At 34.9% G+C, this 23164-nt stretch carries 22 protein-coding genes, 2 tRNA genes and 1 riboswitch; of the genes, 4 read left to right on the top strand and 20 right to left on the bottom strand.

Going from position 1 to position 23164, the window contains the following annotated elements:
• From RWZ86_RS03665 to RWZ86_RS03570, 20 genes are all read right to left on the bottom strand, one after another.
• Window positions 1–1128: a Sapep family Mn(2+)-dependent dipeptidase gene (locus RWZ86_RS03665; RefSeq protein ID WP_314680094.1), complete on the bottom strand. Its 1128-nt coding sequence runs from the start codon at window positions 1126–1128 to the stop codon at window positions 1–3.
• Entirely contained in the window at window positions 1129–2088 is a 960-nt protein-coding gene (locus RWZ86_RS03660; RefSeq protein ID WP_314680093.1) for a N(4)-(beta-N-acetylglucosaminyl)-L-asparaginase, read from the bottom strand. It abuts the gene before it with no gap.
• Window positions 2089–2090: 2 nt separating this feature from the next.
• On the bottom strand, window positions 2091–3182 hold the full coding sequence (locus RWZ86_RS03655) for a M42 family metallopeptidase (RefSeq protein WP_314680091.1): 1092 nt from the start codon (window positions 3180–3182) through the stop codon (window positions 2091–2093).
• A 4-nt stretch (window positions 3183–3186) separates the two neighbouring features.
• Complete coding sequence (locus tag RWZ86_RS03650) at window positions 3187–4167, bottom strand: hypothetical protein (RefSeq protein WP_314680089.1); 981 nt, start codon at window positions 4165–4167, stop codon at window positions 3187–3189.
• A gap of 16 nt (window positions 4168–4183) precedes the next feature.
• The gene (locus RWZ86_RS03645) at window positions 4184–4687 is read right to left on the bottom strand and encodes a GrdB-related putative oxidoreductase (protein ID WP_314680087.1); all 504 of its coding nucleotides are present in this window, start codon (window positions 4685–4687) and stop codon (window positions 4184–4186) included.
• Between the two features lie 105 nt (window positions 4688–4792).
• Window positions 4793–6148: a PTS transporter subunit EIIC gene (locus tag RWZ86_RS03640; RefSeq protein ID WP_314680085.1), complete on the bottom strand. Its 1356-nt coding sequence runs from the start codon at window positions 6146–6148 to the stop codon at window positions 4793–4795.
• Between the two features lie 11 nt (window positions 6149–6159).
• A complete protein-coding gene (locus RWZ86_RS03635) occupies window positions 6160–6480 on the bottom strand; it encodes a PTS sugar transporter subunit IIB (protein WP_314680083.1) in 321 nt (106 codons plus the stop codon).
• 30 nt (window positions 6481–6510) lie between these two features.
• Complete coding sequence (locus RWZ86_RS03630) at window positions 6511–6834, bottom strand: PTS lactose/cellobiose transporter subunit IIA (RefSeq protein ID WP_314680081.1); 324 nt, start codon at window positions 6832–6834, stop codon at window positions 6511–6513.
• A 175-nt stretch (window positions 6835–7009) separates the two neighbouring features.
• Window positions 7010–7447: a hypothetical protein gene (locus tag RWZ86_RS03625; protein ID WP_314680079.1), complete on the bottom strand. Its 438-nt coding sequence runs from the start codon at window positions 7445–7447 to the stop codon at window positions 7010–7012.
• Between the two features lie 132 nt (window positions 7448–7579).
• Window positions 7580–7651 (bottom strand) — tRNA-Gln (locus RWZ86_RS03620).
• 1 nt (window position 7652) lies between these two features.
• Window positions 7653–7736 (bottom strand) — tRNA-Tyr (locus RWZ86_RS03615).
• A gap of 215 nt (window positions 7737–7951) precedes the next feature.
• A complete protein-coding gene (locus RWZ86_RS03610; RefSeq protein ID WP_314680078.1) occupies window positions 7952–8224 on the bottom strand; it encodes a chorismate mutase in 273 nt (90 codons plus the stop codon).
• Between the two features lie 14 nt (window positions 8225–8238).
• Window positions 8239–9708 carry an SLC13 family permease gene (locus RWZ86_RS03605; protein WP_314680076.1) on the bottom strand — a complete coding sequence of 490 codons (1470 nt, stop codon included), beginning with the start codon at window positions 9706–9708 and terminating at the stop codon, window positions 8239–8241.
• A gap of 107 nt (window positions 9709–9815) precedes the next feature.
• Window positions 9816–11030 (bottom strand): ATP-binding protein, encoded by a 1215-nt coding sequence (locus tag RWZ86_RS03600; protein WP_314680074.1) that lies wholly within the window; start codon window positions 11028–11030, stop codon window positions 9816–9818.
• A gap of 172 nt (window positions 11031–11202) precedes the next feature.
• The gene (locus tag RWZ86_RS03595; protein WP_314680072.1) at window positions 11203–11484 is read right to left on the bottom strand and encodes a DUF2087 domain-containing protein; all 282 of its coding nucleotides are present in this window, start codon (window positions 11482–11484) and stop codon (window positions 11203–11205) included.
• Window positions 11485–11635: 151 nt separating this feature from the next.
• Window positions 11636–12256, bottom strand: coding sequence for an ECF transporter S component (locus RWZ86_RS03590; RefSeq protein ID WP_314680070.1), 621 nt, complete (start codon window positions 12254–12256; stop codon window positions 11636–11638).
• A 164-nt stretch (window positions 12257–12420) separates the two neighbouring features.
• Window positions 12421–12537: riboswitch (FMN riboswitch) on the bottom strand.
• Window positions 12538–12650: 113 nt separating this feature from the next.
• A complete protein-coding gene (gene uvrA / locus RWZ86_RS03585) occupies window positions 12651–15470 on the bottom strand; it encodes an excinuclease ABC subunit UvrA (protein ID WP_314680068.1) in 2820 nt (939 codons plus the stop codon).
• Window positions 15471–15700: 230 nt separating this feature from the next.
• On the bottom strand, window positions 15701–16462 hold the full coding sequence (locus RWZ86_RS03580; protein WP_314680066.1) for an exodeoxyribonuclease III: 762 nt from the start codon (window positions 16460–16462) through the stop codon (window positions 15701–15703).
• A gap of 151 nt (window positions 16463–16613) precedes the next feature.
• Entirely contained in the window at window positions 16614–17798 is a 1185-nt protein-coding gene (locus RWZ86_RS03575) for a HAMP domain-containing sensor histidine kinase (RefSeq protein WP_314680065.1), read from the bottom strand.
• Window positions 17785–18480 carry a response regulator transcription factor gene (locus RWZ86_RS03570; RefSeq protein WP_314680064.1) on the bottom strand — a complete coding sequence of 232 codons (696 nt, stop codon included), beginning with the start codon at window positions 18478–18480 and terminating at the stop codon, window positions 17785–17787. The genes RWZ86_RS03575 and RWZ86_RS03570 overlap by 14 nt, the downstream gene beginning before the upstream one ends.
• Before the next feature lie 186 nt (window positions 18481–18666).
• Here RWZ86_RS03570 and RWZ86_RS03565 point away from each other — a divergent pair, with 186 nt between their 5' ends.
• From RWZ86_RS03565 to purR, 4 genes are all read left to right on the top strand, one after another.
• Window positions 18667–19491 carry a lipoate--protein ligase family protein gene (locus RWZ86_RS03565; protein WP_314680063.1) on the top strand — a complete coding sequence of 275 codons (825 nt, stop codon included), beginning with the start codon at window positions 18667–18669 and terminating at the stop codon, window positions 19489–19491.
• A gap of 35 nt (window positions 19492–19526) precedes the next feature.
• Window positions 19527–20879, top strand: a complete 1353-nt coding sequence (locus tag RWZ86_RS03560) for an HD domain-containing protein (RefSeq protein ID WP_314680114.1) — start codon at window positions 19527–19529, stop codon at window positions 20877–20879.
• Window positions 20880–21002: 123 nt separating this feature from the next.
• Window positions 21003–21821, top strand: coding sequence for a sugar-phosphatase (gene yidA / locus RWZ86_RS03555; protein ID WP_314680061.1), 819 nt, complete (start codon window positions 21003–21005; stop codon window positions 21819–21821).
• Window positions 21822–22083: 262 nt separating this feature from the next.
• The gene (purR, locus tag RWZ86_RS03550) at window positions 22084–22923 is read left to right on the top strand and encodes a pur operon repressor (RefSeq protein ID WP_314680059.1); all 840 of its coding nucleotides are present in this window, start codon (window positions 22084–22086) and stop codon (window positions 22921–22923) included.
• Window positions 22924–23164 lie beyond the last annotated feature (241 nt).

Below are 23164 nucleotides of genomic sequence, written 5' to 3'. Positions count from 1 at the left end.
CTATTTGATAAAACTTAGTTCATACAATGCTAATCCATAAATAATGGTATTCACTTTTAAATCTTCGATTCCTATCCACTCGTTTGGAAGATGAGCAATATCTCTTTGTCCTGGAAAACTTGGTCCATAAGCAATAATATTTGGTATAATTTTCGCATAAGTTCCACCCGTTGTTGTAACAGGTGTTGCATTGCCATCTACGACTTCTTGATACACTTTTTGTAAAGTTTGCACATAAATCAAATCTTTATCATACAAAACGGGCTTCCATGAACTCATTTCTTCTAAACAACTTCCATTCGGAATATGTTTTTGAATATCTGATAATAATTGTTCTTTTGTTACAGAAGCTGGATAACACATCGTCCACTCCACAAAGTGTCTTCCATCCTCTATTCCGACTGTATATCCTCTTAATTGCATCATTCCAAAATCTTCATCGGAATAGTTGATGCCTAATTCTACTCCTTGATGAGTCGTATGAAGTAAGTACTGATTAATAAAATCGTATAATGCTGAAATCTGTTCTAAAGAAGTACTCAATCGAACTTTCAGCCGTCCTCTTTCTCCATAAACAACTGGCCATTTACAATCTGGAGTCCATCCAAAAGTAGGGGACTGTTCTTTTGTTAAATAATGCTTTACACAACCAAATCCCGTTTCTTCATTTGTTCCAAATACAATTCGAATCGGGCGGTCAAATTGAACTCCCTTTCCCTTTAATACATATAAGGCAAATAAATTTGACAAAATCGGTCCTTTATTATCCAACACACCACGTCCAAATATTTTTCCCTCTCGCTTCGTCGCCTTTAGCGCAGGACTTTCCCATCCTGTTCCTAATGGCATGACATCTACATGCCCAAAAATCCCATAATACGCTCCGTCTTCTCGAGAGTCTCCATATTGTGCATATCCAATGTGATGATCTATATTTTTCGTTTCAAAGCCTAATTCTTCAGCGAGTGCTAAGACTTCTAATAGAGCTTGTTTGGGACCTTGTCCATAAGGAGCTTCTGGTAAAGCTTCTCCCCGAACACTTTCAATGGCAACTAATCGCTCGATTGCTTTGTGCAATTCAGGTTGAATTTCTTCCAACGCTTTGACTAAATCCTCTCTTATTCCCATTTATTTCACCTCGAGTGGCTTCATTCGTTCTCTTAAATACTCATCCAACCATTCTTGAGTCGCTGTTTCATGAATCATTGTGCCATCTTCTTGTGGATGTACTCGGTAAACGGTTAAGGGCTCTTTTTCAGTTGCTACTACAAATGAGAAATTGGCAATATTCGTTGCGGCTCCCCATTCGCCTTTGTGGTTCATCGCTACCACTGATAAATCCCCAGCATTTCCTCTTCGTTGGATTAATTTTTCAGATAAATTCTTCACTGCTCTTTCACACGCTTGTTGAGGATGCATTCCTTGTTCCATGAATCGAACAATTTCATAGGAAATAATCCCCTTCATTAAATCTTCCCCTAAACCTGTAGCAGTTGCTCCACCAACTGAGCTATCCACATATAAACCAGAACCAATAAATGGAGAATCTCCTACACGTCCTCTTTTTTTCATAAATAGTCCGCTTGTAGAAGTACCGGCAACCATTTTCCCAGTTGTATCTAAGCTAACCATTCCAACGGTATCATGACCTGCATAAGGTACTAAAGATTCTGTTTGTAAATCTTTGACTCGATTATGATAATGAATTTTTGCGCGATCAGTTAACATATTTTTCCGTTCAAAGCCCTGCTTTTGTGCATAAGCTTGAGCTCCAATTCCAACTAAAACATTATTCACCGATTGCAAGCTCAATTGACGAGCCACTGAAATAGGATTCGCCACATCTTGAATAGCACATACCGCCCCAAAATCCAGAGTTGTTCCATCCATATAGGCTGCATCTAATTCCACTTCCATCACTTCATTTGGAAGTCCCCCATAACCGACTGATTTATAATAGGGAAAATCTTCAACTGCTTTAATCGCTAATTCAATCGCATCTCCAGAAGATGCCTGTTGTTCTAATGTTAAAACAGCCTCTTGAACTCCTTCGAGTGCCATTCTCCAAGTGGCAATCATTCCCCACATAGTCACTCCTCCATTCCATATTGATAATTGTATTCTAGTATTTGATGGTATTTTTCAATCGTTAAATCTTCGCAAATCGCACACATTAATCTAAGAGTTGCCTCGATATCTCCTAAATGCACAATACTTTGATGCGTATGCATATAACGAATTGGAATTGATAAAGTTGTCGCTAAAATTCCCGTTTCAGACTTGTAAATATTTCCCGCATCTGTTCCACCCTTTGTAAAACAACCAATTTGATAAGGAATTTGATGTTTCTTACAAAGATTTTCCAAATAAATAAGTAACCCTCGATTTGTTACCGTCATATTATCAATAGCTGTAAGAGAGACGCCTTTTCCAAGTTTCGTATGATTTTGATTGGCTGGAGTATCCCCTGCTAACGTTGTATCAACCGCAAAAGCCACTAATGGCTTTTCATGGAAAGCGGTCGTCCGTGCCCCTCTTAGTCCGACTTCTTCTTGAATCGTTGTAGCTAGTGTCACCCTTTTAGATAGATTTAGATGCTTTAAAGCTTGCATGAGCCAAATTCCTAAAGAAACACTTACCCGGTTATCGAGCGCTTTTCCAATCATATAGTCCTGATTCAAACCAATCGTTTGGCAAGTACTCACTAAACTCACGACATCTCCTACTTCAATGCCCATTTCTTGAATAACTTCTCGATTCTCAACACCCAAATCGACAAATAAATCTTCCATTGCAACTACTTTTTTACGGGCTTCTGGAGAAATCGCATGAGTTTGAGGACCACCAATAATTCCTGTCCATGTTCGACCATCACTCGTTGTAATGATCACTAATTGTTGTAATAACGTATGCGCCCACATATTTCCTACAGGTTGAATCGATACATATCCTCTCTCATTAATCGAAGAAACAACAAATCCCACTTCATCCATATGAGTCGCAAACATAATGGAAAGTTCGCCTTCTCCTAAGGAAAACAAGCCGGAGCCTAATTTATCTTGTTCTTTCGTACAAAAAGGAAGTTGTTCTGACACAAATTGTAAAATTTGCTCTTCATGTCCTGAGACACCTACAAGATTACTCAATGTTTTTAATAATTCTATTTGATGATGTTCTAACATTGGTTCACCAACTTTCTTGGAAAGCAAGTTGCTGAACTTTTTGGAAGGTTAGATTTTCTAAAAATACTTGAAGCGTATGAATGACAGGTTTCAAATCTTCCTTATTTAATAATTGGACAAATTGTCCTTCTTCTTTTAAGGGAATCACCACAACCACCGTTGGAGTTCCTGCCAAAGACTTATGAATAAACGATCCATCCGTCCCTTTTTCTTGAACATTTGCCTTCACATCATATCCTAAACTTTGAGCAACTTTTTTAATTTCTTTTACTAACGAAACATTTGGTAATAATGTCTTATCAAAATAGCGAATATAAACTGTTTGTTCTGCATAATCTTTCACAGGTGCTACATCTAATACAATCGACACATCTGGTAATATCGTATTTGTTGCAGTAATCGCTCCTCTATATCCCACAATGGATTGAGCAATTCCTCCAATGCTAAGTGTATACGGTAGAGAAGGCATTGTTTTCATCAGCTGATAGGCAGCATAAACTCCAGCTCGATTGGAGATATTTTTACTTAATATCATTTTTTCTGTTTCAATCGTTGGAATTTCTAAGACAAAAGTATCTCCTACTTGAACCCCAAACTCTTCCACTTCTTGTTGATACCTAGCTCCTATATGAATCCAATAGTGCTCTTGTTTTTGTAGTACATATCCATAGACTCGTTGATGATGTCGTGTTAACAGACAAACTCTTTGATGGAGAAAATCTTTTGGTGCAACATCTCCAATGGTTACAAAAGACAATAATCCATTCTCATGAATATCATCAATCATTCCTCCACATTCATCAATATTTGAACTAATCATCACTTTAAAAGGACTATTCTCAACTTGTCTCTCCCCAAAAATCGAACCTAACTTATCTCTTTTCAAGTCTAAATTCAATTGTTGATAGGCTTGAGACAAATATTGATGAACTTCATACTCGTCTCCAGAAACTCCAGGTAGACTACATAAGGTACGTAACTCCACTTCACTCGCTTCCTTTCTAACGATAAATTCGATTCGACTCTTGTTGATCATGCGCAATAATTAGCGCAATGTCTTTCAACGCATCATTTAAACCAACTGCACCTTTTTTAGGCATTTCAATCATGGTCGTATGTTCCTTGAATTGTTGAATGATTTCTTCATTTTCTTTTGAACAAGCTACATACGTTTTACAATCCGTTTGATGTTCAATAAATGAAGCTACATTTGCTGCCATTTCTGTAAATGTTTCATCATTAAAGCATGGCCCCGCAAACAATACTTCTGCTTTTGTTTTCAAAATCAAATTATGAATTTTATGAAGCACTTCTTCCTTATGGTTTGCAAAATAATCTGGACCACAATAGACAGTCGCTAATACTTGTAAATTTTCTTTTAAAAAATAATCTTTATACATTAAGTAGGAGCCAATTCCTCCTTTTTCTAACCCAAGAGGAGTATCTGCTCTTTCCTTTCCACCATAACCCGCTTGTATTTGATTCAAAAATAATATCACTCGCATATGCTTTCTCCCTTCAAAAAAAAGTGGGAATAACGACAGAAACTCATTCATTTCTGTTGTCTTCCCACCTCCGCACGTTCAACTTTTCTATTCGTTTATTACTTTTTATAAGTCATCAAAACTTAAATCATCTAATGACAATTCATCTAATTCATCGCTTAATGAATTAGCAGCTTGATGTTCTTCATGAAGATATTGTTTATCAATCACTCTAAAGAATGGATAGTAAATAGCCATCCCAATGATAATTAATACGATTTGGAACAATCCTGCTACGATACTTCCTGTAGCTAACCAACCAGAGAAGAAGAATGGGGTTGTCCAAGGAAGTGCTGCTCCTGTAGTATATGGAATCAATCCAATTAACGTAGCAATAGTAGCTAAAATCGTATTCACTAATGGTGTTAAAATAAATGGAATAACGATTAATGGGTTTAATACAACTGGTAACCCAAAAATAATCATTTCATTAATACCAAAAATACCAGGAACAATAGCTAAACGTCCTAATTTTTTCATACGTTCTGATTTTCCGAAGAATACCATTAAGAAAACAAGTGACAATGTACTACCGCCACCACCAAAGTTCCCAAAGAAATCTCCGAATGGACCTGTAAAGATATTAGGAAGTGTTGCTCCTTGTTTAAAGGCTTCTAAGTTTTCTGCTGTTAACGCTAAATGAATTGGATTAAAGACCGTATTCGTTACAGCAGGACCATTAATACCAAAGAACCAGAATAAAGTAGATAAGAACTGATAAATTGGTTCAAAAATTAAACTTTGTCCGAATCCCATTAATGGGGCTTGTAAAATTTTATAGATAAAGTTATGAGCGTATTGATAATCTGTTGCTGAGAACACTAAATACACTACAAAGAAGAAGAACATTGCAAACGCACTTGGAATTAATGCTGCAAAGGATTGAGTTACAGCTGGCGGAACACCGTCAGGCATTTTAATAACCCAACCTTTGTTTTTAACCGTTACAAAAATTTTTACAGAAATAATAGCTGTTAACATGGCCAAAAACATTCCTGCTGATCCTAAATGAGCTAACGCAAACCCATTAAATACTTTACCATTCGCTGCATTTACGAAATCAGAATGAACTTTTGGTGTAATGATAAGGAAACAAACAAGAGCAACAGCTCCACCCGCAATTGGATCACTTTCTAATTGACGAGCATAAGCGTAACCAATCCCTACGGCTCCTAATAGCCCTAAAACACTAAATGTTGAATCAATGACTGCATCCATTTTACTTGGCCAACCTTGACCAAAAAATTGAGCTAAGAAATCAACATAACCTGGTATCGGAAAGTTCGCAATTACAAGGAAAATAGAAGCCACAATAATTAATGGTGTGGATACTAAGAAACCATCACGAATCGCAATTAAGACTTTATTATTGCCTAATTTTTCCGCGGAACTTCCCATTATTTTTTCTAACGAAGCAAACATAACAATTCCTCCTATTTTTTATTTTTAATCAGTTGAATCGCGCGTTTTAAAATACGTTCCCCATTAACATTCCCATAATCTTCCAAATTAATGACTTCTACAGGAATACCCGTAGGTTCGTATTTTTCACGAGTAGCATTAAATTTGAATTTCACTTGAGGTCCTAAAAGAATCACATCAGGATGAAATTCTTGAACTACAGAATCTAGCTGAACATCAGGAAATGCTTTGACTTCAATTGGTAATTGATGCTGATTTGCGACTTCTTGCATCTTACTTGCCACTAAACTTGTAGACATTCCTGCATTACAAAATAAATACACACGTTTCATATCTATACCCCCAGTTATTTTGTTATGTTATTAAGCTTTTTCAATTTTATCCAATCGTTGATATAATTCGAGCACTTCTTCACTTGTTACTTGTAAAATCTCAGCACTCATCAATTGATCTTCAGAATGTAATAAAAGCAACGAAAAAGGTACCTTATTTCCTGAACTATCTTTTTGTAATAATTCAAAATGTATTTCATGTCCTTTTAATCGTTGCTGCTGACCTTCCTCAATCAGAGATTGAGCTTCTTCAAAATGTCCTTTTTTTGCGGCTACCATTGCCTCCATAAAAGCAGAACGAGCTGCTCCTAATGCACTAATCATTCTAAAACACACTAATTCTATTTCATTCATGATTATTCCTCCTCTCCTATACGTTTTTAAACGCTTTCTTTTTGAAATCATTATAAACCGTTTTCAAGAAAAATCCTAGTCTTTTAACTTAAAATCTTAAATTATTCTATTCGTTCACAAAACCTGAACAAAAAACTCTCAGAACGACAGAGCTTCCATCATTCTGAGAGTCATTTTAACTAATTTTCTTTTCATAAGGAGACTTCACAAATTGAATAGCTTTTAAAATCGCCATAATTGGATTTATCAATACTAATACATATTGCATCATCCCAAGCAATCGCATCGCTGAAATCATTGGACTAGATACATGAAGAATCCATCCTAAACTTAATACTTCAGCCATATAACGGTAGGACATAAAAAAGATTGGTGTTAACATAATCGAAAACATCATTTCTCCTAATACCATTAATGGTGAATTTTTCCAAGTTTTCCCATTCCATTGTTCTGCAACCATAATCAATAAAGCCATTAGAAAAACGAATAAGACAACTTCCCCATCTTTAGCTAATAGTGGACTTCCTTGATTCATGGCATATACTGTTATTAAACTAGTTAGTACTATCATTCCCATTATAAACTTCCAATAATAGGTACTAAACTTTTTCATCACCTTTGCTCCTTTCTCTAACTCCCACCTTTACGACCATCATCACTGACTAGACATTTTAAATCAAGAGTATCTGAGAAAATTTAATAAAAATTTAGGAAATAAAAAAGACAGCCGAAGCTGTCTATCCTACTGGGGTAGCTGGATTCGAACCAACGAATGACGGAGTCAAAGTCCGTTGCCTTACCGCTTGGCTATACCCCAATGGTGGAGGGGGGCAGATTCGAACTGCCGAACCCTAAGGAGCGGATTTACAGTCCGCCGCGTTTAGCCACTTCGCTACCCCTCCAGCTGTTATTAAAATAACGTACTCATATATAGTACACTAGACCATAATATTTTGCAATACCTTTTTTGAAAAAATATTTATTTTTATATAAGCGTAAAATTTCAAAGTAACTTCTAGTTAAGAATCAAAACTAGAAGTTAGATTGAGAATTTACCTTTTTATATAAGAAAACTCCAACCACTTCCTTCGAAGCAATTGGAGCATCCCTATCTCAATTATCCTTGTTTTTCAATCCAATTTTTTTGATGTTTGCGAGAAATACGCATTAATTCAGTATAAAGTTCAGCTAACTCATCTTTTAAAGACTCATCTTTTAAATACGATTGAACTTTCAAAATCACTTGTTCCTCACGTCCACTATCTAAAATCGGAATATCGTTGTCTAATTTAATTTTTGCTACTTCTTCAACTACAGTTGTACGTTCTTCAAATAACGCAACAATTTGGCGATCGATATGATCAATTTTTTGACGTTGTTCTTCTAACATGATTTTCTCCTCTCTTACATCCATAGAGTGCCTAATGGATACCCAATTGCAATGGCACTTACAATACTTAATACTAATAACCATCCACCATATAAAAAGGCATCTTTTGAACTCGTCCACCCACTACCCACAGAAATAGCTACATAAGGCATTGCTGGTGGGGTCATATAAGCTAAACTTGCCATAAAACCAATTAAGCAAGCAACAACTGCTGTATGAATTCCTAAGTCCGTACTAGCCGCAATCGTTGTTAACACAGTCGTCACAACCGAAACAGTTACTAAATTCGATGAAAAATTCGTTTGAAGTCCCGCCCAAACAACAAAGACAATAACAATTACCATCGCACTCCATTGATGAAATAATGGAGTTAATCCACTTTCAATTAAAGGTAATACTCCTAATTCTGGCTTCGTTAATAAAGTTCCTAAACTTAAAGTGGCACCAACTAATAATAAACTTGGCCAATAAACGCCACGTGTTAACGCCTCTTGAATCGACATTAACGGTTTTCCATCTTCATGGATACAAGCTAATAATACCGCTCCAATCATTGGTGGGAATGCCATTCCTGCAGATTTTAAGAAAGCTGCCACGCTAGGCGAAACAATCCCTAACCACTCTGGAATAATCCATAAAGCAATGACTATTGAAAAAATAGAAATAATCCATTTTTCTTTTTTCGTTACTTTTGGTAAATTTTCCAACGAGTCGAGACTTTGAAAAGTCACTTCTGATAAATCTAATTTCCATAAGCGATGTAAACTTGCCCACATTCCAACAAAAATACAAATCCCTGCCGGCATCGCAATTCCCATATATTGAATATTCGAAATACTTACACCAGTGGCAGTATGATACAAGCCCATTGCAGTAATCGCAAAAACATGATTAATCGGCGTCATCGCAGTCCCAATCGCAATGGTCGAGAATAATGTAATTAAAATAAAGGACGCTTGACGACTCCCTTTTTCTAATCCAAATACTTCCATCATTTCTTCATAAATTGGAAAGACAATCATAAATAAAATCGTCGGTGAAATAAAACAACTAATGACTAATACCGCTCCTAGAAAAGCTCCTAAAAAATGACTTGGACTTTTCTTCGCAAAATTCGTTTTTAAAAACCAACCAACTAAACGTTTCAAAGCAGGGGTCTGTTCTAAAGCATAGGTCACTATAAACGTAAATAATAAGAAAACAAATGTGCTATTCCCAAAAGAAAGAGAAAACACTTGACTATACGTTACTTTCGGAAGCCACCCGAGCCCTAATAAGACTAAACATAAAATACTTGGCCAGTCGATTCCTACAAATAACCATAACAATAAGCAACTCATAAAAATCGATAATAAGGCAAATGCACTTCCAGGTATCGCTAATAATTGCCAATCAAAATGCGAGTTAACCATCGCAAGAACGATAAAAAGGATACTTAACACTATTGCGCCCGTTTGAAACAAACTTCGCGTTTCTTTCTTCATACTCTACTCCTCAACTTTCATTTATTTCGCTATCCATCCTACCGTATTTTTCTTCAAAATACTAGTAAGGCTATCAGTTCTCATACAAGAAAAATCCTCATCATTGGTTATTCAACCATTGTTCTCTCTAGTAAGAAATCAATTATATTCTTATGAATAATTCCATTTTGACTAAAGTCTACTTTATCCATTGACAGAACATATTTTGGATAATGATCATCCAGTTGATGGTACACGCCAAATTCTCGTTGCCTTGTTTCTTCTGTTCCCATCATATAAGAAACTTGATAATATAATCTCTCATTTCCCCTACTTGCAATGAAATCAATTTCCAAATTCCTTACTTTTCCAATTTCAACTTTATATCCTCTTGAAATCAATTCAATATATACAATATTTTCTAAAGTTCTTTCGATATCTTTTGTATTAGAATATCCTTTTGCCGCTCTAAAACCATGATCTGTCAAATAATACTTCTCATCGACTTTTAAATTCTTTTTTCCCACTGTATCAAATCTTGGAACTTTCTTTAAAATAAAAGCTCTACTACAGTATTCTAAATAATTAAGAATCGTATCAATCGAAACTTCTCTACTTTCACTTTTCAAATATCTCTTAATACTACTTGCTGAAAATGTAGAACCAATATTTTGAACTGCAAAGGACAAAATGCGGTTAAAAATATCCACATCTCTTATTTTGTTATAGTTCAATACATCTTTAACTAAAACAGTATTGTATACATCATTCAAGTACTTATAACTCGTATCTTCCTCTAAATTAAAATATTTTAAAATAGGCATCCCACCGATTTTAATAAATTTCATAAAGAGTTCTTCCTTAGATAACGAATAGTCTTTAAAAATGATTGAAAATTCATCAAAAGTAAATGGCTGAATTTCAAACTCTACATAACGACCTGCCAGTAATGTTGCAAGTTCTCCAGAAATCAAATTCGAATTAGAACCTGTTATATAAATATCGCAATCTTTATCTACTCTTAATCCGTTGATTACTTTTTCCCAGTTGTTCACTAACTGAATCTCATCAAAAAAATAATACATTTTTCCTTCTACATTTTTTGTTTTATCGGTTAAATATTTCGCCAATAAATCCGCTTCATTGATGTGCATAAACTCTAAAGACTCAAAATTAATATAGATTTTTTGTTGCTCAGGTATTAATGCAAGAAGTTCATCTTTAATCATCATTAAGATTGTTGACTTCCCAACACGGCGCATCCCTGTCAAAATTTTAATAACGGGTTTATTTATAAACTTTTTAATTTGTTTCATATATTTAGGTCTTTCAATATATTCCATCTTCATCACCTCATGTTCTACTATTTCGATTATACTCGAAATCAACACAATTTAAAACACCTATTTCGATTATAATCGAAATTTAACTAGTTTTGTTCATTTATTTCGACTATAGTCGAAACTATCTTTAGAACATCAAAAAAACGATAGAGAACTCTACCGTTTCCTATTCTTATATGTAATTTTCTAATTCAACTTCTGGATTTAATTTATAATGTTGACCATAGTCATCCCTAATGACAAATTTATAATCCACTAAATAACGGCGCATTGTAGCGAAATCATCATATAGTTCCTTAATTTTTTCATTCAATTCTTTCTCAGAGTAAGTGTCAGAATGACTCTTTAAATGATCATAAATAAATTCAAAGATTTCCATTTTATTTTTCTGTTTTTTAGGAAGAACCGTAATTTTCCCATCCTTCATAAATCTAGAAATATTTTCTTCTTTCATACGATAACGCCTCTAATCCTTATTCATATTTTTGTAAAGTTTATACTAAATACAGCAAAAGGACAAGTGAAATTAATAAAATTTTCCACAAAAAAACTTGTTAGAAATGGCAGTTATTTCTAACAAGTTCTGGGTAGTGAGTTTATTAAATTTATTGTTTTTCTAATTTTAATACTTTTTCAACTTTTTTATAAAGCATTAACGATAGTACACTGCTTAAACCGAATTTTAATACATTAAATGGTAATAAAGCAAATAGCATCAATGTCCATAAATTTGTGACGAATGGGTTTGTAGTAGCTGCAAGTGCAACAATTTTTTCAATTGGGAAATGCATCGCTGTTGCATATAATGGGAAAATCACAAAATAATTCGCTGTTAATAAGACTACTGTTGCAGTAGCTGTACCGATTACTAAACTTGTAATCGCCCCTTTGAATGTACGGTTATGTTTATAATAAAATACCGCTGGCAACATGAAACTTAAACTTCCAATTAAGTTCACTGTTTCGCCAATTCCAAATGTTGTTGTTCCATTTAAAACAAAGTTTAACGCAACTTTTACAATCGCAATATACGCACCATACAATGGTCCTAATAAATAACCACCTAAAATAACAGGCAATTCAGAAAAATCCATTTTAACAAATGGTGGAATAAATGGAAGACTAAATTCTAATAACATTAGAATTGTGCTTAGCGCACCGAATAGTCCTACTAAAATTAATGGTTTTGTCGCATAACGTGACACTGTTTTTGCATTTGTACTCATCGTACATCTCCTCCTTAACCGGGTTGAAGGATCGGATGGTTTTTCACGCTTTTGTTCCATTTCATTTGTATAACTGCACAAAAAAATGCAGCAACAAAATGGTATACATTTCATCGCTGCATTCTTATATATCAAATGAATTGGTATCTTCGAACGTGAAATATAACCATTTTCTCTCATCTAGACTATCACTATCGGTTCTGGAATTGCACCAGATCATGCCTGTTTGGCTCGCGGACTATACCGCCGGTAAGGAATTACACCTTGCCCCGAAAATGTTATTTTATATACAAAGAGTACCACACTTTTTTTTGAATGACAATTATTCTGCTTGAGTTCCCAAAAAAGGCTAATTTTTATTATTAACAGTTCCTAAAAGCTTTAAGACATTTCATTATTTCAATACTTTTCTCAAATATTGACCTGTAAAGCTTCCTTCAACTTGAGCTACTTCTTCAGGTGTTCCAGTAGCAACAACTAGTCCTCCGCCACTTCCACCTTCTGGTCCCATATCAATAATATAATCAGCCGTTTTAATTACATCTAAATTATGTTCAATCACTAAAACGGTATTTCCTGATTCTACTAAACGATTCAATACTTCTAATAATCGAGCAATATCATCCGTATGAAGCCCTGTTGTTGGCTCATCTAATACATAAAAGGTATTTCCCGTAGACACTCGTTGCAGTTCGCTCGCTAATTTCATCCGTTGTGCTTCTCCACCCGATAAAGTTGTAGCGGATTGTCCTAAAGTTACATAGCCTAAACCAACATCTTTAATGGTTTGAAGTTTTCGCTTGATTTTTGGCACAGCTTGGAAAAATTCTACTGCATCATCTACCGTCATTTCTAACACTTCGGCAATACTTTTTCCTTTATATTTGACTTCTAATGTTTCTGAATTATAACGACTGCCATGGCAAATTTCGCACGGAACATATACATCTGGTAGGAAATGCATTTCAATTTTTAAAATACCGTCTCCCTTACATGCTTCGCATCGTCCACCTTTAACATTGAAACTAAAGCGTCCTTTTTTATAACCACGTAATTTTGCTTCATTTGTAGTTGCAAATAAGTCACGAATATCATCAAATACACTTGTGTACGTTGCTGGATTACTTCTTGGAGTACGCCCAATTGGACTTTGATCGATATCAATAATTTTATCTAATCCATCATACCCTTCAATGGATTTAAAAGCACCTGGTTTTTCTTTTGATTTTGAAATTTCTCTTGCCAGAGCTTTTTTCAATACTCCATTGACAAGCGAACTCTTTCCAGAACCTGAAACTCCTGTAACGGCTACTAATCTTCCTAAAGGAATATCCACGTTAACGGATTTTAAGTTGTTTTCACTAGCTCCTTTTAAGTGAATCCATCCTTTATCTTCTGTTCTGCGTTCCGTTGGAACTGCAATCGATTTTTTCCCGGATAAATATTGTCCCGTTAATGAGTTTGGATTTTTTTCCACTTCTTCTGGTGTTCCAGCAGCAATAATTTGTCCGCCAAATTCTCCTGCACCTGGTCCGATATCAATTAAGTAATCTGCTGCTCTCATAGTATCTTCATCATGTTCTACTACAATTAATGTATTTCCTAAATCACGCATGTTTTGTAATGATTGAATTAGTCGATCATTATCTCTTTGATGCAATCCAATCGATGGTTCATCTAAAATATATAATACTCCAGATAAATTCGATCCAATTTGAGTCGCTAAACGAATCCGTTGCGCTTCTCCCCCTGATAAAGTTCCTGCTGCACGACTTAAGTTCAAATATTGCAAACCAACATTTTTCAAGAATGTTAAACGAGATTGTACTTCTTTTAAAATAGGAGCGGCAATTTGTTCATCTTGTGGAGATAACGTTAAGTCTTTGAAAAATTCAAGTTCTTCATCAACAGATAGTTCCAATACTTCACTAATATGTTTATGATTCACTTTTACCGCTAATGCTTGTTCATTTAAACGATGTCCATGACAAGCTTTACACGATAATTCCGTCATATATTGACGCATTTGTTCTCTAGTATAATCGCTATTCGTCTCATGGTAACGACGTTTCACATTGACAATGACCCCTTCAAAAGGCACATCCACATCTCGAACGCCCCCAAATTCATTTTCATAATGGAAATGGAAAGTGGCATCTCCAGAACCATATAGCACTAGGTTTTTCTGAGACTGTGTTAATTTTTCAAAAGGTAAGTCCATTGGAACTTTAAACTGCTCACAAAATTGGCGTAGCATTTCTGGATAATAATTCGAACTAATCGGATTCCAAGGCACTAATGCTCCTTCATTTAAGGTTTTTGCTTTATCTGGAACAACTAAATCGATATCCACTTCTAATTTCATGCCTAATCCATCACATTCTGGACAAGCTCCAAAAGGTGCATTAAATGAAAAGAGACGTGGCTCTAATTCTCCAATCGTAAATCCACAATGAGGACAAGCATAATGCTCACTAAACAAGATTTCTTCTTGCCCAATAACATCGACAATGGCATACCCTTCTGCTAAACGAAGCGCTGCTTCTAATGAATCGAATAATCTTGAACGGCTCTTGTCCGACACAATAATACGGTCAACAACAATTTCAATCGAATGCTTTTTGTTTTTTTCTAATGAAATTTCATCCGTTGTTTCCATCATTTCGCCATCTACTCGAATACGAATATAGCCGTCTTTTTGAATATTTTCGAAAACTTTTTTATGTTCCCCTTTTTTCCCTTTTACAATCGGTGCTAAAATTTGAATTTTTGTTCTTTCTGGCAATTCCATCACTCGATTCACCATTTGTTCAATCGACTGACTTTCAATTAAAGTACCATCGTTTGGACAATACGGTTTTCCTACTCGTGCATAGAGTAATCTCAAGTAATCATTAATTTCCGTCACGGTTCCCACCGTTGAACGAGGGTTACGAGAAGTTGTTTTTTGGTCAATCGCAATTGCTGGACTTAATCCATCAATACTATCGACATCCGGTTTATCCATTTGCCCTAAAAATTGTCGTGCATAAGCTGATAAACTCTCTACATATCTTCTTTGCCCTTCTGCATATAATGTATCAAAAGCTAGTGAACTCTTCCCTGAACCGGATAATCCTGTAATTACTACTAATTGATCTCTTGGAATTGTTACATCAATATTTTTTAAATTATGGGAGCGTGCTCCACGAACGATAATCTGATCTTTCGCCATTCCATTTTCCTCTATTTCTATCTAAAATCAAAAACTCTGCCCTTAGGCGTTCACCTTAGTATAACATAGTTTCTTTCACATTACGAACAAACGTTCTTATCATATCACACATCTTTATTTTAAGTGAATTCAAAAAAATGAGCAAATTTTGAGCAGATTCCTACTCAACAAAAAAGGCTGAACCTTCATAGCACATACACTATCAAAATTCAGACTTTTTTTGTAAATTCTTAGTTGATTTCCATTTCCACTGGACAGTGGTCACTTCCAGTTACATCTGCACGAATTTTCACTTCTTGAATACGAGAAGTTAATACTTCTGATACAACAAAATAGTCAATTCTCCATCCAATATTTCTTGCACGAGCACCGCCCATGTAGCTCCACCAAGTATAAGCCCCTACTGTTTCTGGATAACGATAACGGAACGCATCGACTAAGCCATTTTCTACAATTTGATCAAATTTTTCACGCTCTTCTTTTGTAAATCCTGCATTTTTTGTATTTGTTTTTGGATTTGCCAAATCGATTTCCTTATGCGCTACATTTAAGTCTCCACAGAAAATAACTGGTTTTGTTTCTTCTAACTTTTTGATAAAAGCTAAGAAATCATCTTCCCACACTTGGCGATAACTTAAACGAGTTAAATCACGTTTCGCATTTGGTGTATAAACTGTCACTAAATAATAATCTGCATACTCTGCTGTAATGACACGTCCTTCTTGATCATGTTCTTCAATTCCTAATCCATATTGAACAGAAATCGGTTCTTCCTTTGTAAAAATAGCTGTTCCAGAATACCCTTTTTTCACTGCTGAATTCCAATACGCATGATAGCCTACAAATTCCATTCCTAAATCCACTTGTTCAGGCTGTGCTTTTGTTTCTTGTAAACATAAAATATCTGGTTGAGCTTCTAATACATATTCTTGTAAAGCCCCTTTATTTAAAACAGAACGAATCCCATTCACATTCCATGTTGTTAATTTCATACTTCTTCCTCCACATTCGTTTTGTTCTATCATAACAATTTTATAAAATGATGACTAGCAAAAAGATACCGACCTCCACGAGTTAGATTTTTAATCCAACTTTTTTTGGGGTCGATATCTCGTAAATATTTATCAGTTTAATACTTTTTCATCACTCATCCATATCATTCGGCAAGCAAATATAAAAACTAATCACTTCTCCAACGGATTCAGCTAACATTCTCCCGCCATGACTTCGAACAATATTATCCGCAATGGCTAGCCCTAAGCCTGTTCCACCTGTTTCTTTCGAACGAGAGCCTTCTGCACGATAGAAACGGCTAAATAAATGCTCTAACACTTCTTTTGGAATAGGTTCTCCAATATTACGAACAGCAATTGTAACAATATCTTTTTGTTCCAACACTTCTATCGTAATTTTCGTGTTTTCACGACCGTATTTAATGGCATTTGATAGTAAATTATGAATAGCACGCACCATTTTTTCCGCATCCATCTCCAAGACCATTTTTCTTTTTGGTGGAATGACTTCAATCGTCATTTGACGTTTTTGTGCCTCTAATTCAAAATCGGCTGCTACTTGTTCTAAGAAATTCGCTACCGGAATATCATTCAATCTCAATGGTGCTCCATTTGGACTTGTTGTTGTATATTCAAATAAATCATCTACTAATGCCTTCATTTGTTGTGCTTTATGATACGCAATTTCTGCATAACGTTTCGTTTCTTCAGGTGTTTTGGGCTTTCCATTAATGACTAATCCTAAGTATCCAATAATCGATGTTAAAGGGGTACGAATATCATGAGAAACATTTGTAATCAATTCATCTTTGGACTTTTCAATCATTCGTTCATCTTCCATGGCGCTCACGGTTGAATCTACTAAACGGTTAATACTCGTTACTACTTTCCCCATATCACCTGCTAATTGGAAAGGTATTCTTCGATCATAATCTCCTTGTGCAATTAAATGTAATTCCTCTAAAACATGAGACAATTGCATTTGATGATAACGGCGAATTAAACGCCAGTAAGTAAATCCAATCGCAAAAATAATGGAACTAACAGAAAAAATATTTTTATATAATCGAATTTCACTAGAATTGACATTCCATGCTTGTCGAATCGAACGACTTCCATCTACAAAGTATCCAGGCGCATCTAGAAATTGATTCAACAATACTAAAGCTCCTAAATACAAGACGAAGACGATACAGAGTGTAATAACACCTTCTAAAAATAATTCACTAATTTCCCTGGCTGTTAATTTCCAAAAAGCAGCAGGCTTTTCCTCTTTAGCTACTTTTTTTAAGAAAAATCTCCTATTTACTTTCAATTTTATAGCCAACTCCCCATACGGTTTCGATTACTTTATCTCCACCCGTTGCTTCAGCAATCTTGTCACGTAAATGACTGACGTGAACCATTACAGTTTTAGTAGAGACAATACTTTCTTGTTGCCATACCGTTTCAAATATTTCATCTGCACTAAATACTTTATTAGGATGACTTGCCAGTAAGAATAAAATTCCAAACTCTAACACAGTTAATTGAATTTCTAAACCATCTAATGTTGTGACTTGATGAGAGCCTTTATTAATTAATAATGGTCCAATTGTAATTTCTTCGGTACTTTCACTTTCTTTTGTTAAAGCTGAAGTTCGGCGTAATAATGATTTGACACGTGCAATAACTTCTAATGGATTAAAAGGCTTCGTTACATAATCATCTGCCCCATTCGTTAATCCCTGAATTTTATCAATATCGGTTGATTTAGCACTAAGTAATAAAATTGGTAAAGCATCATTCGTTTTACGAATTTCATGCACAACAGAAATTCCATCTAATCGTGGCATCATAATATCTAAAATCACCATATCGATATCTGAATAAGCTTGAAGTTTTTCCAATGCTTGTTTTCCGTCATACGCTTTTACAATTTCAAATTTTTCATTTCTTAAATAAATGGATAATAATTCTACAATCTCACGATCATCATCTACGACTAAAATTTTCATAAAAATCCCTCTTTTCGTATTCTTTTCAACTTTATCCTACTCAATCTCTAAGAAAAACTCCACCATTTCTTTAAAATCTTGAAAATTCTTTAATAATTTATCAAAAAAATCGCTTCTTTATGCATGAATACACGTTTTTTTTGCTATAATGTAAGTGTATTCCTAATTTATTGGAAAGGATTTTTTATGATACAAACACCAATTACAAATCAAAAAGTACAATTACTAGAAACAATTGTCTCTTCATCAGAACAAATGCAAGATTATTTTGTTCCATTTGCAGTGGATGAATCCATTTTACATCATCTCGTGCAATTCCCATCGGAAACTTTTCTACATTTTTGGGAAATGGAAGATACAGTGATTTTAGGAATGACAGATACTAAAACACCCTATTTAGAAGAGGGAGTTACTCTATTAAAAGAACGAAACTACACACCTGTTGTTCGTCACGCTGGGGGCTTAGCCGTTGTTAGTAACTCCGGAGTTTTAAACATTAGTTTATTATTTTCTAGACAAAATGCAACAATTACTCAAGTTTATGAATGGATGCAAGAGTTAATCACACGTGCCTTTCCAGAAGCCATTGGAGAAAAAGAAATTCAAGCCTTTGAAGTCAGTGATTCCTATTGTCCAGGAGACTATGATTTAAGTATCCAAGGAAAGAAATTCGCTGGAATTGCGCAAAGACGTTTTAAAAATTCGATTTGCGTTTCTATTTATCTTAGCGTTAATGGCAATCAAGAAGAACGTGGAAACTTAATCCATGATTTTTATGAAGAAAGTATAAAGGGAGAAAAAACTCGTTGGCATTATCCAGACGTTAATGCAGACAGTATGGCGAATTTATCGCAATTATTAGACTTAACTCTAACCGTTCAAGAAGTTAAAGAGCGTATTTTAACCGCTCTATTAGATGGGCAATGCGAATTATTAGAGTCAGAAATTCATTTTGCAACCCAAGCAAGTTATCAAAAAGCCATGGATCGATTAAACCTTCGAAAAGTTTAACGGTAAATCCAGACATTATAAGGAGGAAAAGATTGATGTATATTGAAGAACTATCCCGTGAAAAAGTATTACGTGACCCTGTTCATGATTACATTCACATTCAACACCGTGTGATTTTAGACTTAATTAATAGCCGAGAAATGCAACGATTACGTCGAATTAAACAAACTGGCGCTTCGATGTTCACCTTCCATACGGCTGAACATTCACGTTTTTCTCATTCATTAGGTGTCTATGAAATTGCTAGAAGAATTTGCGACAAATTTGTTCGAAACTACCCTTCTACAACTCCGGAAGATGGATTATGGGATGACACTAACCGCCTAGTTGTCCTATGTGCTGCTCTTTTACACGATATCGGACACGGTCCCTATTCTCATGCTTTTGAGAAAATTTTCGATACGAACCATGAACAAATTACGATTGATATTATTTTGTCACCAGACACAGAAGTGAACAAAATTTTAAAAACCGTTTCTCCTACTTTCCCGGAAGAAGTAGCCAGTGTTATTCAAAAGAAACATCCAAATCCACAAGTCGTTCAATTAATTTCTAGTCAAATTGATGCTGACCGCATGGATTACTTACTACGAGATGCTTATTTCACAGGGGTAAATTATGGAACCTTTGATTTAACTCGTATTTTACGTGTGATTCGCCCGTATAAAGGTGGGATTGCCTTTAACTTCTCAGGAATGCATGCCGTAGAAGACTATGTCGTTAGCCGTTACCAAATGTATATGCAAGTTTATTTCCACCCAGTCTCAAGAGGGATGGAAGTTGTGTTAAATCACTTATTAAAACGTGCTACAGAGTGTTATCATTCAACCACTCATCCATTAAAATATACAGCCTCTTTCTTAAAACCATTTTTTGAAAAAAATTGGACATTGGAAGATTATCTTCGTTTAGATGACAGTGTGTTAAACACTTATTTTGCTCATTGGCAAATTGAAGACGATGCGATTTTAAGCGATTTAGCCGATCGTTTTATTAATCGTAGACCATTTAAATCTGTGCCATTTAATCATGTCAATGACGTGGCAACGATTGAACGTATGAAAGAACTGGTACAAAGTGTCGGTTATAATACTGAGTACTATACTGCGATTAATAATAGTTATGATTTACCTTATGATTTCTATCGACCAGATTCTGTAAAACCACGAACACAAATTGAACTCGTAGAACGAAATGGAAATATGGTCGAATTATCTCTTGTCAGTTCGATTGTTTCTGCCATTTCAGGAAGAGTCCGTGGAGATGTACGTCTATATTTCCCAAGAGAAATGTTTATCGAAGGCTCTTCAGAATTATTTAGCGAAGATTATCAAGAATTCCAAGAACTAGCTTCAAAACTTGATGTCTATTCGAACCAAATGAAATAATATTACAAAGACTTTTCTAAACTAGCCGAAATACAGGCTACGCGGAAAAGTCTTTTATGCTTTTTCTATTCAGTAAAAAAATATGCTATAATAAAGCTGATACAGAAAAAAAGGAGACTCACTATGATTAAATTAATTGCCATTGATATCGATGGAACTTTGATTAACTCAAAACACGAAATTACTCCTCGTGTTCACGCTGCATTAACAAAAGCAAAAGAACAAGGTGTCTATGTTGTTCTTTGTACAGGGCGTCCTCTTCCTGGCGTTCAAGGATATTTAAACGAATTAAACTTAATCAACAATCGTGATTTTGTTATTACTTATAACGGTTCACTTGTTCAAAAAACAGGAACAGGCGAAAGTTTAGTACGCTTTGGAATGACAATGGATGACTTAAAACTAATGGATGATTACCATCAACAATATGGCGTTCACTACCACGCAATCGATGAAAAAAATATTTATGTAACTACACCAGATATTGGAAAATACTCTTATATGGAACGTGACCTTGTTGGAATGCCAATTGTACAACAACCACTAGATAAATTTGACCCAAATGCCACTTTTTCAAAAATGATGTTTGTAGATGAACCAGAAATTTTAGAAAATCTGATTCCAAATTTAAGTGACTCATTCAAAGAAAACCATAATATCGTTCGTAGTATGCCTGTTTACTTAGAAGTCCTACATCCACAAGCCAGTAAAGGACATGCTGTCGCTAAACTAGCAGAACTATTAGGACTAGATGCCAGCGAAGTGATGTGTATCGGAGACCAAGGAAACGATAGAGATATGATTGAATATGCAGGAATGGGCGTTGCCATGGGAAATGCGATTGATGAAATAAAAAAACTCGCAAACTTCATTACAACAACAAATGATGAAGATGGCGTTGCAGTAGCTGTAGAAACTCATGTGTTAAATACGGAGAACTAATTCCAAGACGAAGAAAAAATAAAACGAAAAACCAAAGGAGACTTCGCACTCCTTTGGTTTTCTACTTTTACAACAACATAACAAAATAATTCACTAAACACGATAATTTAATAAGATTTTAGAAAGAAATATCTAATTTTAACGAATATTCGTGTTTTTTTCAGTTGTAATTTTCGTAATTTTCTGTATAATAGTTTTACTGAAGCAATCTTCAGCCAGAGCTAGCTTAAAAGCTTTGATTCAATTTAAAGGAGGCTAACAAATGAAATTAAAAAGAAGCGAACGTTTAATCGATATGACACAACGATTACTCGATAATCCTCATACATTGATTTCATTAACAACTTTTACAGATTTATACCAATCTGCAAAGTCTTCCATCAGTGAAGATATTGCTATTATTAAACGCACCTTTGAAATTCAAGGAATTGGAGTCGTTAATACACTCCCTGGAGCTGCCGGAGGCGTCATTTTCACTCCAAAAATTAAGAAAGAACAAGCCTTAGAAGCAGCACAAAAAATTTGTGACCAGATGAATGACTCTACTCGACTACTTCCTGGTGGATATATTTATTTATCTGACTTACTAGGAAAACCAGACGTTCTTCATCACTTAGGAAAAATGATCGCTTCTGCCTATGAAGATAAGAAAGTTGATGTTATTATGACTGTAGCAACTAAGGGAGTACCAATTGCCCAAACAGTTGCCAATTATTTAAATGTTCCATTTGTAATCGTTCGTCGTGATTCAAAAATTACAGAAGGAGCTACAGTAAGTATTAATTACGTATCTGGTTCATCTTCTCGTGTTGAAAAAATGGAATTATCCAAACGTACACTTCCAAGTGGATCAAATGTACTGATTGTCGATGACTTCCTAAAAGCCGGTGGTACGATTAATGGGATGAGAAGTCTAATCCAAGAATTCGATTCTCAAGCAGTAGGTGCTGTCGTTTTCTGTGAATCAGGAGTTTCTGGACACCAATTACAAGATTATTCTTCTATTATTCGTATTACAGAAATTAATACCGAAAACCAACATATCAAAGCAGAATTAGGTAACTTCTTCGATACACATACGTTTTTAGAAGAAACACATTAATGAAACATTAACCATTAACACAAAATAACAGAAAAAACTTTCCTTGAATAGCAAGGTCGCCAGCAAATGTTGTCTCATGGCTAAAATTCGAGCCTTAGTCTCGAATTCTCCCTGTAAAATAAGCCACCAAAGTGGCTCATTTTACTAATGCTATTAAGAAAAGTTTTTTCTGTTATTTTTAATTTACGTAGTTAAAAAGGATTATACCCATTCACCGTTTGCATTTAATTTGTATCCATCA

Source organism: uncultured Granulicatella sp. (assembly GCF_963545075.1).
GTDB lineage: Bacteria > Bacillota > Bacilli > Lactobacillales > Aerococcaceae > Granulicatella.
The sequence above is the reverse complement of the archived record's forward strand: the minus strand, read 5'-3'. Positions and strand labels throughout refer to the sequence as shown.

What these genes read in the sequence shown, in the direction of transcription:
- RWZ86_RS03640 (WP_314680085.1), bottom strand. Translation starts at nt 6,148, where the DNA reads ATGTTTGCTTCGTTAGAAAAAATAATGGGAAGTTCCGCGGAAAAATTA.
- RWZ86_RS03635 (WP_314680083.1), bottom strand. Translation starts at nt 6,480, where the DNA reads ATGAAACGTGTGTATTTATTTTGTAATGCAGGAATGTCTACAAGTTTA.
- RWZ86_RS03645 (WP_314680087.1), bottom strand. Translation starts at nt 4,687, where the DNA reads ATGCGAGTGATATTATTTTTGAATCAAATACAAGCGGGTTATGGTGGA.
- RWZ86_RS03560 (WP_314680114.1), top strand. Translation starts at nt 19,527, where the DNA reads ATGTATATTGAAGAACTATCCCGTGAAAAAGTATTACGTGACCCTGTT.
- uvrA (WP_314680068.1), bottom strand. Translation starts at nt 15,470, where the DNA reads ATGGCGAAAGATCAGATTATCGTTCGTGGAGCACGCTCCCATAATTTA.
- RWZ86_RS03610 (WP_314680078.1), bottom strand. Translation starts at nt 8,224, where the DNA reads ATGTTAGAAGAACAACGTCAAAAAATTGATCATATCGATCGCCAAATT.
- yidA (WP_314680061.1), top strand. Translation starts at nt 21,003, where the DNA reads ATGATTAAATTAATTGCCATTGATATCGATGGAACTTTGATTAACTCA.
- RWZ86_RS03590 (WP_314680070.1), bottom strand. Translation starts at nt 12,256, where the DNA reads ATGAGTACAAATGCAAAAACAGTGTCACGTTATGCGACAAAACCATTA.
- RWZ86_RS03660 (WP_314680093.1), bottom strand. Translation starts at nt 2,088, where the DNA reads ATGTGGGGAATGATTGCCACTTGGAGAATGGCACTCGAAGGAGTTCAA.
- RWZ86_RS03580 (WP_314680066.1), bottom strand. Translation starts at nt 16,462, where the DNA reads ATGAAATTAACAACATGGAATGTGAATGGGATTCGTTCTGTTTTAAAT.
- RWZ86_RS03625 (WP_314680079.1), bottom strand. Translation starts at nt 7,447, where the DNA reads ATGAAAAAGTTTAGTACCTATTATTGGAAGTTTATAATGGGAATGATA.
- purR (WP_314680059.1), top strand. Translation starts at nt 22,084, where the DNA reads ATGAAATTAAAAAGAAGCGAACGTTTAATCGATATGACACAACGATTA.
- RWZ86_RS03665 (WP_314680094.1), bottom strand. Translation starts at nt 1,128, where the DNA reads ATGGGAATAAGAGAGGATTTAGTCAAAGCGTTGGAAGAAATTCAACCT.
- RWZ86_RS03565 (WP_314680063.1), top strand. Translation starts at nt 18,667, where the DNA reads ATGATACAAACACCAATTACAAATCAAAAAGTACAATTACTAGAAACA.
- RWZ86_RS03605 (WP_314680076.1), bottom strand. Translation starts at nt 9,708, where the DNA reads ATGAAGAAAGAAACGCGAAGTTTGTTTCAAACGGGCGCAATAGTGTTA.
- RWZ86_RS03655 (WP_314680091.1), bottom strand. Translation starts at nt 3,182, where the DNA reads ATGTTAGAACATCATCAAATAGAATTATTAAAAACATTGAGTAATCTT.
- RWZ86_RS03595 (WP_314680072.1), bottom strand. Translation starts at nt 11,484, where the DNA reads ATGAAAGAAGAAAATATTTCTAGATTTATGAAGGATGGGAAAATTACG.
- RWZ86_RS03570 (WP_314680064.1), bottom strand. Translation starts at nt 18,480, where the DNA reads ATGAAAATTTTAGTCGTAGATGATGATCGTGAGATTGTAGAATTATTA.
- RWZ86_RS03630 (WP_314680081.1), bottom strand. Translation starts at nt 6,834, where the DNA reads ATGAATGAAATAGAATTAGTGTGTTTTAGAATGATTAGTGCATTAGGA.
- RWZ86_RS03600 (WP_314680074.1), bottom strand. Translation starts at nt 11,030, where the DNA reads ATGGAATATATTGAAAGACCTAAATATATGAAACAAATTAAAAAGTTT.